The sequence below is a fragment of the Levilactobacillus yonginensis genome (genome assembly GCF_003946265.1).
Taxonomy (GTDB): Bacteria; Bacillota; Bacilli; order Lactobacillales; family Lactobacillaceae; genus Levilactobacillus; species Levilactobacillus yonginensis.
In genome coordinates this window covers 62,521-77,276 of record NZ_RHNO01000001.1, presented here as the reverse complement: position 1 = coordinate 77,276, position 14,756 = coordinate 62,521, and the positions used below count along the sequence as shown (strand labels likewise).

The 14,756-nt window shown below is 44.9% G+C and carries 11 protein-coding genes; 2 read left to right on the top strand and 9 right to left on the bottom strand.

Translation table 11 applies throughout. The features are described from left to right. Window positions 1–34 precede the first annotated feature (34 nt). The 3 genes from EKM87_RS00325 to EKM87_RS00315 form a co-directional block, all read right to left on the bottom strand. Complete coding sequence (locus EKM87_RS00325; RefSeq protein ID WP_125680662.1) at window positions 35–1,486, bottom strand: SpaA isopeptide-forming pilin-related protein; 1,452 nt, start codon at window positions 1,484–1,486, stop codon at window positions 35–37. Window positions 1,487–1,489: 3 nt separating this feature from the next. Then, window positions 1,490–4,168, bottom strand: a complete 2,679-nt coding sequence (locus EKM87_RS00320) for a SpaA isopeptide-forming pilin-related protein (protein WP_125680660.1) — start codon at window positions 4,166–4,168, stop codon at window positions 1,490–1,492. A 477-nt stretch (window positions 4,169–4,645) separates the two neighbouring features. Next, window positions 4,646–5,125 (bottom strand): hypothetical protein, encoded by a 480-nt coding sequence (locus EKM87_RS00315; RefSeq protein WP_125680658.1) that lies wholly within the window; start codon window positions 5,123–5,125, stop codon window positions 4,646–4,648. Between the two features lie 297 nt (window positions 5,126–5,422). Between EKM87_RS00315 and EKM87_RS00310 the strand changes: the two genes are divergently transcribed. Next, complete coding sequence (locus tag EKM87_RS00310) at window positions 5,423–5,797, top strand: hypothetical protein (protein WP_125680656.1); 375 nt, start codon at window positions 5,423–5,425, stop codon at window positions 5,795–5,797. Window positions 5,798–6,395: 598 nt separating this feature from the next. On the opposite strand, the gene EKM87_RS00305 is transcribed toward EKM87_RS00310, so the two are convergent. Then, window positions 6,396–7,106 (bottom strand): SDR family NAD(P)-dependent oxidoreductase, encoded by a 711-nt coding sequence (locus EKM87_RS00305; protein ID WP_125680654.1) that lies wholly within the window; start codon window positions 7,104–7,106, stop codon window positions 6,396–6,398. 70 nt (window positions 7,107–7,176) lie between these two features. Between EKM87_RS00305 and EKM87_RS00300 the strand changes: the two genes are divergently transcribed. Beyond that, window positions 7,177–7,557, top strand: a complete 381-nt coding sequence (locus EKM87_RS00300; RefSeq protein WP_164506395.1) for a MerR family transcriptional regulator — start codon at window positions 7,177–7,179, stop codon at window positions 7,555–7,557. Between the two features lie 44 nt (window positions 7,558–7,601). Here EKM87_RS00300 and EKM87_RS12345 read toward each other — a convergent pair whose 3' ends face one another. From EKM87_RS12345 to EKM87_RS00280, 5 genes are all read right to left on the bottom strand, one after another. Next, window positions 7,602–7,754: a hypothetical protein gene (locus tag EKM87_RS12345; RefSeq protein WP_164506394.1), complete on the bottom strand. Its 153-nt coding sequence runs from the start codon at window positions 7,752–7,754 to the stop codon at window positions 7,602–7,604. A gap of 1,209 nt (window positions 7,755–8,963) precedes the next feature. Next, window positions 8,964–11,177 (bottom strand): protein kinase domain-containing protein, encoded by a 2,214-nt coding sequence (locus EKM87_RS00295; protein WP_125680650.1) that lies wholly within the window; start codon window positions 11,175–11,177, stop codon window positions 8,964–8,966. A 119-nt stretch (window positions 11,178–11,296) separates the two neighbouring features. Beyond that, complete coding sequence (gene rlmH / locus EKM87_RS00290) at window positions 11,297–11,776, bottom strand: 23S rRNA (pseudouridine(1915)-N(3))-methyltransferase RlmH (RefSeq protein WP_125680648.1); 480 nt, start codon at window positions 11,774–11,776, stop codon at window positions 11,297–11,299. Window positions 11,777–12,324: 548 nt separating this feature from the next. Further along, window positions 12,325–13,677, bottom strand: a complete 1,353-nt coding sequence (locus tag EKM87_RS00285) for a S1C family serine protease (protein WP_164506393.1) — start codon at window positions 13,675–13,677, stop codon at window positions 12,325–12,327. Window positions 13,678–13,824: 147 nt separating this feature from the next. Next, the gene (locus EKM87_RS00280) at window positions 13,825–14,649 is read right to left on the bottom strand and encodes an MBL fold metallo-hydrolase (protein ID WP_125680644.1); all 825 of its coding nucleotides are present in this window, start codon (window positions 14,647–14,649) and stop codon (window positions 13,825–13,827) included. Window positions 14,650–14,756: the final 107 nt, after the last annotated feature.

Genomic DNA, 14,756 nt, shown 5'->3' with positions numbered 1-14,756 from the left:
CCTCCCTTCTCTAATTGTCTAAGTGGCTAACCAGTTAGGCCGCCTTCCGTTGTCGGTAGTAGAGGTAACCGGCGCCACCCATCAGGAGACTCCCGATGAGGAGGAATAGCCAGATACCCATCCCCCCAGTGGTTGGGAGGGCGTAGCTTTCGTTTTTGATCGTCTGGATATTTGTTTCTTCATTAATTTCAAATGGTGTCGCTTCCTTCAACAACGCGTAACCCGCGGGGGCTTGCGTTTCAACCAAGTTGTAGGTCACCTTGCCATGCCGTTGGTCATACACGTAAGGGACGCCGGTGAAGTCAAAGGTCCCATCCTCTGCGGACGTTAATTCAGTCGCGGCGGCCTTGCTCGTCACCCATTTCACGAAGGTCTTGCCTTTGAAGACGGCCCAGTAAGTTTTGCCCTTTGGGCTGATCTTTTGGACCTTAAACTTCGCTCCGGCTAAGCCTTTCTCGGTCTGCGCGTCCACCTTCTTGAATTCGGCGCCCCCGAGAATCAGGTCGTTTTTGATTCCGATTCGCGTGCCCTGGATGTCAAAGTGGGCTCTATTTGGCAACGTTTTGAGTGCTTTGATGTTGCCGTCCTTATCAACCGTAAAGGTCAATGATAGTTTGTGCTTCTTGGTATCCGCTTGTTGGTACCACGGGTAGCGCTTGTTAGCTGACTCAGTTAACACGTACTCGATTCCGACTTCCAGGCCACCAAACTCGATGTCCCCGTTTTTGTCGGTCTTCAGGGTCCGTACTTCACCTTCGCCATTCTTCTGTGCCAGGGTGAATTCCACCTTGCCTAATGGCAGGTATGTCTTACTGGTCGGATTTTCAGGGTTACGTCCCACCTTGTGGATCTCAGGGTCGACATCCCGGGCGATCAGGTTCTTGGGGTACAGGTGAATGGTCGCCTTGTCACTCAACGGTAACCCGATGATCAGGGGCGCCGACAGCTTCGTCAAATGGTGCGTCGGGGCGACCGTTTCCATGATCAGGTAGAAGCCGCTGTTGCGGATGCCAGGAAAAGTTAGGGAACTAGACTGGCCTTCCAACGTTTTATCAGCAATGCTGGTTAACCCGTTGGCCTTCACGAAGGCTTCCTGGGCGGCGAGTAAGGCCTTTGGATCAGTCTGATCATCTGTAATATCTTTCAGTAGCTGGGTCCGGGCGGCTTCAAAGGCTTCGCTAGTTACTTCGCCACTGATGATGCCCCGCTGTTTCATCACGTCGGTCAAGTCATAAACACTATAGGTGACCTTACCGTACTTGTCAGCGTCGTAAGGTATCACGCCAGTTGGCAGGGAAACTTCATCCCCAGTGTTCTTGATCGTTTCTGTCGTTTGATCCTCCGAGTTGTTGTCTAGCTTGTGCAGTTCCATGGTGACCGTGCTTGGCGCTTGCGTGCTGGCGTGGGCAACGGCCCGACCGCCTAGCGCCAAGCCACAAACGGCGAAGGTCGCGAGCACCAGCTGTCTAATTTTAGTGAATTTCATGGGTTATCCTCCTCTAGGGTAAGTGCGCCAAATGGCGAGAGACGATAGGGTGAGTATGAGCCCAACGACAATGAACCAGAAGATTCCTTGCCCCCCGGTTACGGGAAGACTGTACGGGTCATTTTCAATTTGCGTTGGTGTGGTCTGAACCTTACCAGAAATGGTGAATTCAGTTGGCTTCCCGATTACATAGCCATCGGGCGCTTTAGTTTCAATTAACTTGTACGTGCCTTTCGCGAGGCCGGCGACCTTAAAGTTGCCGTCGCTGTCGCCCTGCAGGCGGGTCGCCCGTGATTTCAGAGCGACTAATCCAGTTTGGTGATTGTTGCCATCAAAGGTCAGGTACTTGCCATCCGCGTTTTGAATGATAAACGTGGAGCCGGCGAGGGCCTTGCCAGTGGTGCCATCGACCTTCTGGAACTCGTAACTGCCCCGGATGAAATGGGTTACCACTTTGTTCGTGCGTTTCCGCCATCTGTGCTTCTCACCAGAGTTGAATTCGATGCTAGCTCGATTCTTAAGGGTTCCGACAAAGTCGTTACCGATCTTCGTTTCTATTTGAACTGCGAAGTGGCCACCGTCAAATTTCAACTCTTCAATTTCTTTTTCAGAGAACTTGTACGTGATTTTGCCTTCAGGGGTAATTTCGAGATCACCAGTCAACGGCTCCATTTTTCCGCCATCCGTGTTGAATAGTCGAAAGCCACCATCTGCAACAGTTACGCCAGCTGGCAATTTGTCCCGAAAAATAATCTCATTCGGTTTCGCGATTGATTCGTTGGGAATACTGTAGGTCTTTTGGTAAATCGTGTAGAACAGCTTGTTCTGGTCGTCATTGTCCCGGTCAATCGTCACGCCGTCTAAATTGTTCTTGTCTAGTCCCAACTCTTTGTCTCGGTGAACATTTTTTTGTGGTGCTGGTTGCTCTAGTGGCATGATGTAGCCGCTAGAGAAGGACTGCCAAGTAAAGCCTGATTCACTTTTTAACTTGAATAGTTGGTCACGCCCAACCAGTGGGAAGGAAACGGCGCCTAATTCGTAGTCACTAGAACCGAGGTAGTCCCCCCAGTCGGCTGGCGGATCGCCTTCTTTTCGTTTCTGTTCATACTCTTCTTTATCAACGACTCCAATACCGGTACCTTCGTACCAACCACCGTCATGCTTTTCTATCTTGGCATTGGGCGCTAATTTTCCTGGTAGTTCCAATCGACTACCAGCCCATTCGTGTTCGCCTTCTGTATTCCCGTTCAGTGACCCAAACGTGAAGTAGCTACGAGCATCCCCGTCACCATCAAGTGGTGGGAAAACAAGCGCTTGCTTCCAGTCAGAAGTGGTAAACGTCACGTCGATATCGAGGGTCTCAATCCCGTTGTAGACCATTCCAGAGTAGAAGTTGTTGGAAAAATCAATGAAGGCCTTGCCATCTTTAGGTTTGCCGGTAATCTTTGTATGGTACTGAATGTTGGAGATTTTCACAATGGCCCCCATTGGTTCCGTTGGATTGTCGGCCGTTGTTGAATCTGTGTAGGCCCCGACGTTTTGGTAATAAACTAGAATGTCGTCTGTTTTATTACTAGTCGGCTCGCCGTCAACCGCCACGGCGTAGGCCTTTTCACCATTTCCAGTGCCCGTGCCATCGCCCTTCCGCATGTAGGATAGGTGGTAGTGCTTTTCGAAGTTATCAAAGTTATCTCCACCGTAGTAACCACCTGAAATGATACCCTTAACGCCTAATTCCTTTTCTAACACGTTCACATTATCTTTAGCAGGCAGTGAACCAGCAACAATTAGGCTGTCTGACCAGCTGTCCACCTGGATTTGCGCCCGGTGAACGTCGATATTTGCGCCAGATAGCGCATCTGTCGGCGCCGCGGCCATCGTGGATTTAGTGGTGGTAGCCGTCTTAGCTGCCTTTTCGTCAGTGTCTTCCTTAGTAGTTGCTGGTTGATCACTGGTGGTCGTTGTTTGCCCCTCTTTTGGTGAATTTGATTGTTGCTTGTCAGTCGTCTTGGTGTCGTTGGTCGTGTCCGACGCTGGTGTAACTTCTTTGGTCGTTTCTTTAGTAGTTTCCTTAGTAGTTTCTTCGGTCATCTTCTTCGCGGATTTTTCAGGAACTTTCGTAGCTGATTCCTTAGTCGTGTCTTCCGCTGGTTCTTTAACTAAACCTTCCGTTGATTCCTCGGTCTTTTCTTCGGCGACTTCCTTAGTTTCCTCAGCCGTAACCGCGATTTCGGGAAGCGTGTAAGTTTCTTTTGAGTCGGCAACGTGTAAGTCCAGTTGTAGCTTGGCTACCAGTAGTGGGTTCGTCACTTCGACTGGCACGACCAGCTTCACTTTCTTTACGCGGCCTCGGTCGTTTTGGATAACGAGTTGGTTTTGTTGGTCAACTCGTGCCGTGATGTCTTCGTTAGGCTGCAGGTCAACGATTTCCCCGGTCTTAAGCTTTACGTTGTCCTGGTCGGCTAACGTCATCATCGTCTCCCCAGTGGGTAGCTTGATGGTCAACGCCATCTGTAGCTCCTGGGGGTCGTGACTGCTAATCTTTTCAACAACTTTGCCCGCCTGGTCTTGGAGGGCCGCCGTTTTAATAATGTCTTCTCGCTTTTGCGCCTGAATCCGTAGCAGTGATGCCAAGCCAAGGAAACATCCCAGTATCGCAATAATTCGTAATAGTTTTTTCATGCGGTAATCCTCCATATCCCCTGTGGGTTTCGTTCTGTCTTTTTTCGAGTGATTTCAGAATACCAACGAAATGTGAATAACTTATGAACACCATATGTATTTTATAATAATATTAACAAGGTTGTTGTGTTATATACTAAAACGATTATGTCAACCTCTAAATATATTGAACAGTTGTGGGTGGCGTTGCTTCTATAAAGTAGGGGCGTTTGGCGGAAAGATGGGGTTTTCGGGGATAGTTAGGAATCGATTGTTCTGAGTTTTGAGGTACTGGCGACTGGTTTCGTTGATTATTTCTTTCGCTTCTTGATTGGCTTGTACGGGATAGTTGCGTGGATAACTTAGATGAAAGCCTGTGTAGAGCCGCTTGATAATGCTTAAGGACAGGAAAAAGGTCGCCCAACGTTGTTAGACGACCTCCTGTGAGTATTTAGATTATTCCAGACTTACTGACGTAGCTAGCCTAGCTGTGGTCGGTTATTTACGGTAGAAATACGTAATCTTATCATCGGCAATGCCATGTTGTCCCAATGCCTTTTTTCCATTGTGGCGACCAGCAGTAAACGTCAGGTAAGCGGCATAGGGCAGCTTGCTCTTAGGAATCGATGACCCGCCAGGAAAGACGTTATACACTTTGTAGTGGTGGTCATAGTTCATGCCACCAATTTGGTTTTTAGGAAAATGAATGGTTTTAGACTTTCTAGGACCACCCTTAAAGTCCATTCTCATGGAATAAGAGTTTTTGTTGAAAGTATAGCTCCATCTAACCTTGATACCCTTCTTGTACTTAGAGTAGCTCTTCTCTTGCCAAGTCCCTCGTAGAGCCTTAGGCATCGTCTTGTAGGTCGTAATCCGCTTCGTCTTCGCTGCGGCATTGACCGGTTGATCAAAGGTCGTCACCGCTCCGGCAAGGCCCAAACTTAAGGCAGCCGCTGCAACCAAATATTTAACTTTCATTATGTATTCCTCCAATTGACTATAGTTTAATTCATCAATTACATCATAATTATAGCACTGGGTTAACAGTCGGAATACATAAATAATTTTCGGTTGTGATATTGTTGGACGACGCGCAGGAAAGCCCCCGTCCGTTCACTTGTTATATTCTAGCAACTCGGATAAACGTTGGGATTTGAATGCTTAGGAACAGCTCAGTTTCATTGGTGTAGTTTATCAATAAGGGCATACGTTATTTCCCGATTGAATAGTTAGCTAGATTTTGTATACTAAGACTATCAACGAGGAGGATTATCCATGAAAAAAATTAAATTAGTTACCCTTACGGCGACTGCCATCTTAGGAATTTCGGCTTTTGCACCACTTGTCGATCCAGCTCAAGAAGCCCATGCAGCCGCATGGCAAACGAAGTATTCTGACGGTTTCTATAAAGTGAAAATTAAAAAAAATACCAGGGTTGACCGCATTAAAAAGGGAAAGTACGCCTATCTAAATAAGGTTTCAGGGCACTACACTTTACATAAGGGCTCTGTCGTTAAAATTACATACTACGCTCATGATGGTTATGCGTTTATAGTAAAAAGCCCCCACAAATATAAGTTTACTAGTAAATATGGCTACAGTGCCCACTTCAAAAAGGGTTCATTTACTGTGCTCAAGCATATCAAGTAACCATGAAGAAGGCCGCCCATATATTTTGAGCGACCTTCTCTCTATATATTAAAAGTTCTAAATTCAGGATTATTCTGCCTTATAGCCTCTCACTAACGCCGCTTAGCTACTAATCGCAAGAAAAATTGCGTCACTTATGGCACGGTGCTCCGTATCAGGCAGCTTAAATCTGCCTAACCCTATAGTAAAATACTCAGTCTAACATAATCATGATCTCCTCAAATTACGCAGAACTCAATAGCAACAATCTAAGGAATGACCGAGTCTTGTTCATTTCGTAAGGAGTTGAAGCACCTGCACTCTGACGCGATAGCTAAGATGGTTCTAGCAAATATACGAGGATAATCAAACTAAGACATTCCTGACTAATCATCTAAAATGAATTGGTGAATTTTATTAAAACAGCGTTCAGATCAATTCTACAAACCAGGATACTTGGCAGCGAGCTAACCTGCACGACGCATAAAAGAAGACTTAGTCGAAAAGCTAAGTCTTCTTTTATATGTTTTGAACTGAAATTATTGCAAGGAATTAATGCCACATAAATGGTCGGATAACCAACTTCTAGATTTCAGGTATCATCTGGCGTTTAAAAAGGTTACCAAGGCACAATACCATCAATATCCGAAAACGTGCCAGAATCAGTTAACGCATCAGAAGTGGCCAATTCCACAGTCCGCGCCACACCCACTTGCACGGTCCGATTACCACCGCCACCACCAAAACTGGTGTCTACCCACCCAGGATTGACGGCATTTACCGTGACAGACGTTCCCTCAAGTTCGGCGGCGAGTTTGACGGTGAACATATTGACCGCTGACTTGGAAGCCTGATAGCCTGATGCTTGTAGCTTGTGAATGCTGGTATTGGCATCACTGGCCAGAGTCAATGACCCCACTGCACTAGAGATATTGATAATCCGGCCAGCCGGTGCTGCCTTCAAAAGTGGTAAGAAGACCTGCGTGACGTCAATCAAGCCGAAATAATTCACGTTAAAATCTTGCCGAATTGCGTCTAGTGACAGTTCTGACGGCTTAGTCTCATGATCAACGGCAATCCCAGCGTTATTGATTAAAATATCTAAATTAGTGATACTCGTTTTCGCGTCAACAATCGACTCATGATCGGTCACGTCTAACTGTACCGCCTGAGCTTGAACACCAGCAGCCTTGAGCCGGGCAACAGCGGCCTGTCCCCGAGCTAAATTCCTAGAACCAACATAGATAAACTGGCCTTTCAAACCAAGTTCTAGGGCTAATTCGTAACCCATCCCGCGATCAGCACCAGTAATTAATGTCTTGATAGTCATATCCATAGCTTCCTTTTCTGTTATGATGGACCTACTATATCAGCCTAACGTAACGGGAGGTCAAGCCAAAATGGCTAATAATAAATTGATGCGAATCGGTGAGTTTGCGAAAACCGCTAATGTTACTATTCGAACAGTCCGGTATTACTTAGAATGTGACTTATTACCACCAGAAAAACGTAATAAAAATAATCAACGGGTCTTTAATAATGAAGATCTACACTGGATAACTAATTTACATTACTTGCGAGAAGCTGGCATGTCAATCGTTGAGTTGCAACACTACACCGCCTTAGTACGTGAAGGCGCTAGCAGCTTACCGCAACGAATTGAATTAATGCGTGAACAGCGTAAGCAAGTCGTCGCTGCGATTGCTGATAAGCAGGAACAGCTGAAAGTGATAGATCATAAGCTTGAGCGGTATTTAGCCGGAGACAGTGCGGTGATGTGAGCGACTTAAGCACTGTCGTCAAATCCATGACTATGCCATCACTACTACCCGGCAAAATTGTCAGTGATCATCGCTAATTTCTTGGCTAGCTGCTTCCACGTAATTCTCAACTCATACCGATGAGTCTTTGCCTTATTGAACTTCACTGGCCCCTCAAGTTTGAAACTTACAGGACTTGTCACTGCTGATTCTGTCATAATATCATTCTCCCTTTTCTATGTTCCTATAATCCATTGCATAACAAGATATACTAAGTCTTCATGGTAATAATATATATTTGAAAACACAGATAATTCATCTTCATTAGGTCAATCATAATGAAAAGAACTTGCTACTGCTCGCTTGAATAAGCTACCAGCTCTTGTATACTAAAACTGTAAACTAGGAGGATTTTTATGAAAAAAACAACTACACTTGTATTCCTAATGCTCTTTGGTCTTGTACTCGGAACCGGAATTACTCTAAATTCTGGTTCCACTAATGCATCTGCTTCCCACGTTGTAAAGTACGTTCCCAAAAAGTACCGTCATAAATGAGGAACCTGGGATGGTGATTGGATAAGGTTTACCAAACATAGCATGTCAACTGGCTATCTGTCAGACCGCTCTATATATGCTGGCGTTGGTTTTTCACGTACATACAGTAAGAATCATATTCGAGTATATGCAGATAATATGCCCGTGTACAATTTAAAACTGAAATTCTATAAGAACAAGTTCTATCACGATAAAAAGAAGCATTTGTACCTATTTGTCCATGCTCTTGGCTATAAGGGGAGTCAAATGTACCGACGCTGATAATTAATACAAGTCTATGATAAGAAATTCTACCACAGCGGAGAATTCCCCATGAAATCCGTAGAATAGTAACTGCTGTAAGAGCAATTACTATTCTACGGATTTCAGCGTTTACACCATTGATCAAATCGATTCAAACTGCTCAAGACACATATAGAACAGAAAATGAAACCTTCTCTATCAAAGACAAACAATTCTAAGCATACTATTTGTGTCAACTCAGGTGAAAAATACTACTTAAAAATCATCAAGTACATAAAACTCATTAGAAAACATATTCAAAAGTAGTTCTTACGTAACTGAGCATAACTAGTAAATACCAGACAGTCATATGACGACTATCTGGTATTTTTATCTAAAACCGCGTCACTTATGATACGGAGAACCGTAACAGACTATTCTGCGATTCCCCCAATCAATTGATTTGATCTGATTCTAAAATAGTCATAATAATTCATAGACACTCCTAATTTCCACAATAATCCTATCATCATTCAAGGGGACGGTATCTATTTGATTACATCACGTTAAAAGTTAAAACCTAATCAAACTAATATCCGCTTGTCGAACCCCTCAAACAAGTATCTGAAAATTGATTACTACATATTATCAGTAATACTTGTTAATCATGCTAACCAGCTGTTCATTGCTATATTCCGTATAAAAATAATCCACGAAGCTGTCTTTTCCCGATTTCAAAAAATCAAGCCAGCCTGATAAACATGCTGTATACGTTTCATCAGCCGTTATTAAATTAGAATACTTACCAACATAATTATTACCAGCTATCCAAGTCTCTAACCTTACAGGATATAGATCTACATTTTCATTTCTCTTAATAATACTGACATACCCGTTTTCATCGATAACTAACGTATTATTTACACGATCATCCGCCCCTCTCATCGCACCTTTTACTTCCTCTAAATTAAACAAGTGCTGAGGCTTTCTAACTTTTCTCAATACTGGTCTAAAATAGGATTTAAACTGTGTGCTAACCATGCCTCCAGCCTTAAACTTTTTCTCTAGAAAAGCCTCTAATCTTTGCAGAAATTCAATCGCTGAAGACCGACTATAAACTACATAATTCTTTGTCTTACCCGTATTTAATTCTATGAAGCCATCCACATTAATAAAGTACCTATTAAGCTGAAAATTTGAATCTTTATAGAACTCAAATTCATAGGCCAAATCATGAGTACAATCCTTAGCTACAAATATCTCCTTAAAATTCCATTCTTCATAGTTATTGATAATAAACGATGCCACTGCATCTATATCTTCTTTCTCCTTTATATCCCTGCCTACACTAGTTTTTTTCTCAAAAGGATTTATATCAAAATATTTAAGCCGTAAAATTTCTTCTTTTTTATATCCCTGCTGCTCCAATCGCTCAGTAACATCCGCCAAACTCTCAATATACTTTCTAAATTCACATTCATTACACATACCATGTCGACCATCATAGGTCCCTGAAATTTGATTGTACGGACCATTTTTTAAAACCATTAAAAACTTCCCGGTTGTGTATCGATATACAACTTTGTACCCATCTGGTAATTTATCCCCACTATCGTAATCATAAACCCCATATTGAGCGTCTGCAGCTGATACGTAATGCACTGGATTTGACTTATCTTCAACAAGCCGCTCATAACCTTCTTCCGTTGTATCCCCTAGAATTGAATTAAGTGGAGTGGCCTCTAAAAGAAAATAATTCCACGAATACCTATTTCCAAAGGTCTCATAGTATAGTGCTTTAGGCTTTATTACAGAAGCAGTTCCACTATCATCATATAAGTAGATACATCCTAGTTCATTTGCCTTTGTCACTCTAGTAAAATCCTGACCACCACCTTCGGAAAAAAGCATATGATTAAACACTGGTGATTCCCCTAATACATTCATCGTGTTAATAATAGATTGAAGATCTTTCCACACAACTGATTCGACTTTATTTGTGCCAAATAAATGTTTATTGATAGCTTTCCAATCACTCAATTGAGACTTCTCAAAGTCCTTTTTAATAACTAACCACTCACTCAAGGATTCTTTAAATTCCAACATCGTTGGCCGCGTTTCTGGATCATTATTTGTAGCGCTTTTCAACAAATCCTCTAATTCGACTAAATGCATTCCCTTGAACTTTGATATATATTTCAATCCGTAACTTTGATCAGATGGATTGTATACACCATCGAATCCCTTTGTATCTCCAGTTAACAACATCCACAACGTTTTAGCCAATGAAAAAACATCTGCTTTTTTTCCATCAGCCACTTTAGGATTTCGTTTCATTTCGGGCGCCATTGTAAATATCGCGCCCAATGCTCTATCAGACTTTGTATCGTCATCCAAGTTTCTTTCATCACCTGCTAAGCCTAAATCACCTATGTAATATTGATTGTCAAAAAAATAAATATTAAATGGTTTTACATCTCTATGACTTATTCCATTCAAATGTAATTTACATAATGTTTCGGCAACTTGAATGATTCCAGATACAATGTCATCAACCTCTTTATTCCCTTTCTGAATGTATTTATCAATGGGAATTGCAATCGGCATGGTATACCAAAAATTCTCTTTTGAATATTTATATATTGGAATAATCCCTTCAATACATGACGAAAACTCAGAAACCAAGTCCACTTCCCTGACGAATCGTCTCTTCTTCTCTTTACTCTTCTCTCTAAGCTCTTTCAATGCAAACTCTTTACCAGATTTTTTTTCGACTACTCTGAATGTATCCCCATTTCCCCCTTGACCCAAACATCCCAGGTTATCGAACTCGTCATACCACACCTTCTCATGCCTATTCATTGACGTAACCCCCTTTTATCAAAAATACTTTTCCATAATTCCATGGCTATAGCTCGACTTACTTATGATACGGACTCCCGTAACTACCCACTTAGCGATTAATCCCAGGAAAAACCGCATCACTTATGATACGGAGACCCCTCATTAATCATAAACGCCCGATAAACCTGTTCCGTCAGCACCAACCGCATCAACTGGTGAGGCAGCGTGAACCGGCCAAACGAAATCTGGGCGTCCGCACGCTTCAGAACGGCTGGTGTCAGTCCCAATGAGCCCCCGATGACGAACGTGATGTCTGAGTGGCCGTACGTGGTCAAGTCCTTCAGTTCCTTGGCAAACTCCTCCGACGAGCGTTCCTTGCCTAAGATGGCCAATGCGTAGACGTATTCACGGTCCTTGATCTTACTCAAGATTCGTTCGCCTTCTGCCGCCATGACCTGATCCATCTCCGCCTGCGACAAATTCTCTGGTGCCTTTTCATCTGGGACCTCGACGATTGAAAATTTACAGAACCGCGACAATCTTTTGGCATACTCCGCGATGCCCTGTTTGAAGTACTTTTCCTTCAATTTGCCCACAACCACAAACTTGATGTTCATAATTAGCCTCCTGTACACAGGTTGTCCACAAAGTTATCCACAGGTGGACAACCTGGTTTCCTAGATATTGGGGTGAGTCGTCGGACCACCCACCACATATATTTTTTGTTAAAAAGTCAATCTCAAATTAGTTATCCACCGTTGTCCACCGAAACGGACGTTCGGGGTTCCCGCTTACAAACCGCATTGTATAAGGGTTTCGAGCGTCTAAAATGGCGAACAACTTTTTCTATCCACAGTTACCCACCGTACCTGTGGATAACTTTTGCACCGGTTTCATTGCCGGTATTACCCAATTTTTGAGTTTTCCACCGGGTCAGCCCTCTGATTATCCCCCAAGTTATCCACAGATACAAATTCAATTATTTTCGGCCCTGAATTACGCAGGCCACTCACAAATTTTTCGTTCGGTTACCGAACCGGCGGGGACGTTTTCATCCCCCTTAAGCCGACCTTAAACTTCGGCTTTTCACTAAACAGTTTATCATACACAAAAACGGCAGTCGGAAAATCCGACTGCCGTTTTTCATTTTTCAGAGATTATTCGGTTAGCTTTCGGAATTCGTCGTTGTCCCGGACGTGGTCTTCAATTGTGAAGAGGTCTCAGTCAACTTGACCTTCGTGGTCTTCTTCTTACCATTGTGGTAGTACGTCATCGAAACGGTATCGTTCAGCTTGTACTTGTACAGAATGTCCCGCAACGTGGATTGGTTCGAAATTTCGTGACCACCCATGGCAGTGATGACATCGTACTTAGTCAGTCCGGCCTTCTTAGCTGGTGACCCTGCCGTGGCGCTCATCACAACCACACCGCTGTCCACGTTAGCTGGCAACTTCAAAATCGACTTCTGTTGTGAGCTGGAGACGTTCGCCAAGTCCACGTAGGTGATCCCCAACGCTGGCCGAACGACCTTGCCCCGCTTGACCAACTGATTGATGATGTTGACCACTTCGTTAGATGGAATGGCAAAGCCCATCCCTTCAACGCTGGTCCCTTCAGCATCGCTGGCAATCTTGGAAGACGTGATCCCGACGACTTGGCCACCGACGTTGATCAGCGCCCCACCAGAGTTCCCAGGGTTAATCGCCGCATCGGTTTGAATAACCGTGGCGTTCCCCGTCTGAGCCCCGTTAGAATTAGTGGTCTCAATCGTCCGCTTCTTGGCAGAGATGATCCCTTCCGTCAGAGACGTTGCGTACTGGCTACCCAGTGGTGACCCAATGGCCAAGGCCGTTTCGCCGACCTTCACCTTGTCAGAATCACCAAACGACGCAATGGTCTTCAAGTCCGCGCCGTTGACCTTTAAGACGGCCAGGTCGGTCACGGAATCCTTCCCAACTAATTTCGCCTGTAGCTGCTTACCTGAGCTGGTGACGACCCGCAGCGCCGATGACCCGGACACCACGTGATTGTTGGTCACGATGTACGCCGAGTTCCCACTCTTCTTGTAAACGACCCCGGAACCTTCAGAAGCTTCCTGCAGGGCCGCCTTACTGGTCGATGAGCCCGAAGAGTCTTCGCCAAATAATTGGCCCAACGTACTGTTACTACTACTTTGTTTTTGTAAATTAATAACAGAGACCATCGCCCCCTTGACCTTGTTAAAGGCCTTGGTGGATTGGCTGGACACGTTGACCGTCACATTAGAGGTCGACGCATTCCCACTCTTATTACTCCCGGCAGGTACCGCCGTATCGTTGAGACCACTGTTGTTGATGTAAGTGATACCACCGTAAGCGGCACCCCCACCGAGTAGCCCGGCCACCAGTGCCGTCACGGCAACCTTGGTCAAAGTCAGTCCGCCCCGCTTCTTCCGTGGTTCTGGAGTAGGCGTTGGAGTTGCTTGGTTATTATCAGTTGTTTGGTTGTTATCATTATTTTGATTATTGTTGTTATCCATCACATTGCGCTAACGCGCGAACCCTCCCTTATCCGTCAGTTGAAAAATACCTTCAACCGCTTATTTTATAAACTTAATCATAGCGAGTGAGTGTGAATTTTTTTTGATAATTTCATGCACAAGTCCTAAAATTTACGCTTTCTTAACCTATAAAGCAACTAAGGGCGTGGCCTCTTCGGGGTTGGTATCGATCAGCTGGAAATCGTGACCCACACCAAAATCCCGGTTCTTCATCATGGAGGCAACCGTCAAGTGACACAGCGACTGCATGTTGTTGTGCAGGCTCCGGTGGCCCAGATAGATTTTCTTGGTCCGGTTACCCAGCACGTCCATCAGGGCGTCGGCGCCTTCCTCGTTGGAGAGGTGCCCTTTGTCACCCAAGATTCGTTGCTTCAGTGGCCATGAGTACTCACCCATCCGCAGCATTTCCACGTCATGGTTACATTCCAGCAGGTAGGCGTCGGCATCCTTGATGACGCCCTCCACGTGCTCGGAGACGTAGCCGGTATCGGTCAGGATGACGAAGGTCTTGCCATGGTAGTGGATGGCGTAGAACTGGGGTTCAGCGGCATCGTGAGACACGGAAAAGCTCTCCACGTCGATGTCCCCAAACGTCTGAACCGTGTCCGGCGCAAACATATGCTTCTGGGCCAAATCGACCTTCCCAATCTTGGAAGACATGGCATCCCAGGTCCCCTGGTTGGCGTACACGTTCAGTTGTTCATACCGTCGCGCCAAAATACCCACAGCCTGGCGGTGATCAGAATGTTCATGCGTTACCAGGAGGGCGTTGACGTCGCTCATATTGCGGTCAATGTCGCCCATTAATTTTTCAATTTTCTTACCACTCAGTCCCGCGTCGATCATAATCTTTTCGTTAGGGCTCTCCACGTAGGCCACGTTACCCGTGCTCCCACTGGAAAGAATACTGATGCGTAAGTCATCTGCTGTTGTTTCTGTCCGCAAGTCCATTCGACCTCTCCTTAAATTCAATACCGTTATCATACCGCATCTGGCCGGCTTTGTAACTAACGCCGTCCGCAACCAAGTAAAAAGGGGGCAACCAGCTGGCCGCCCCC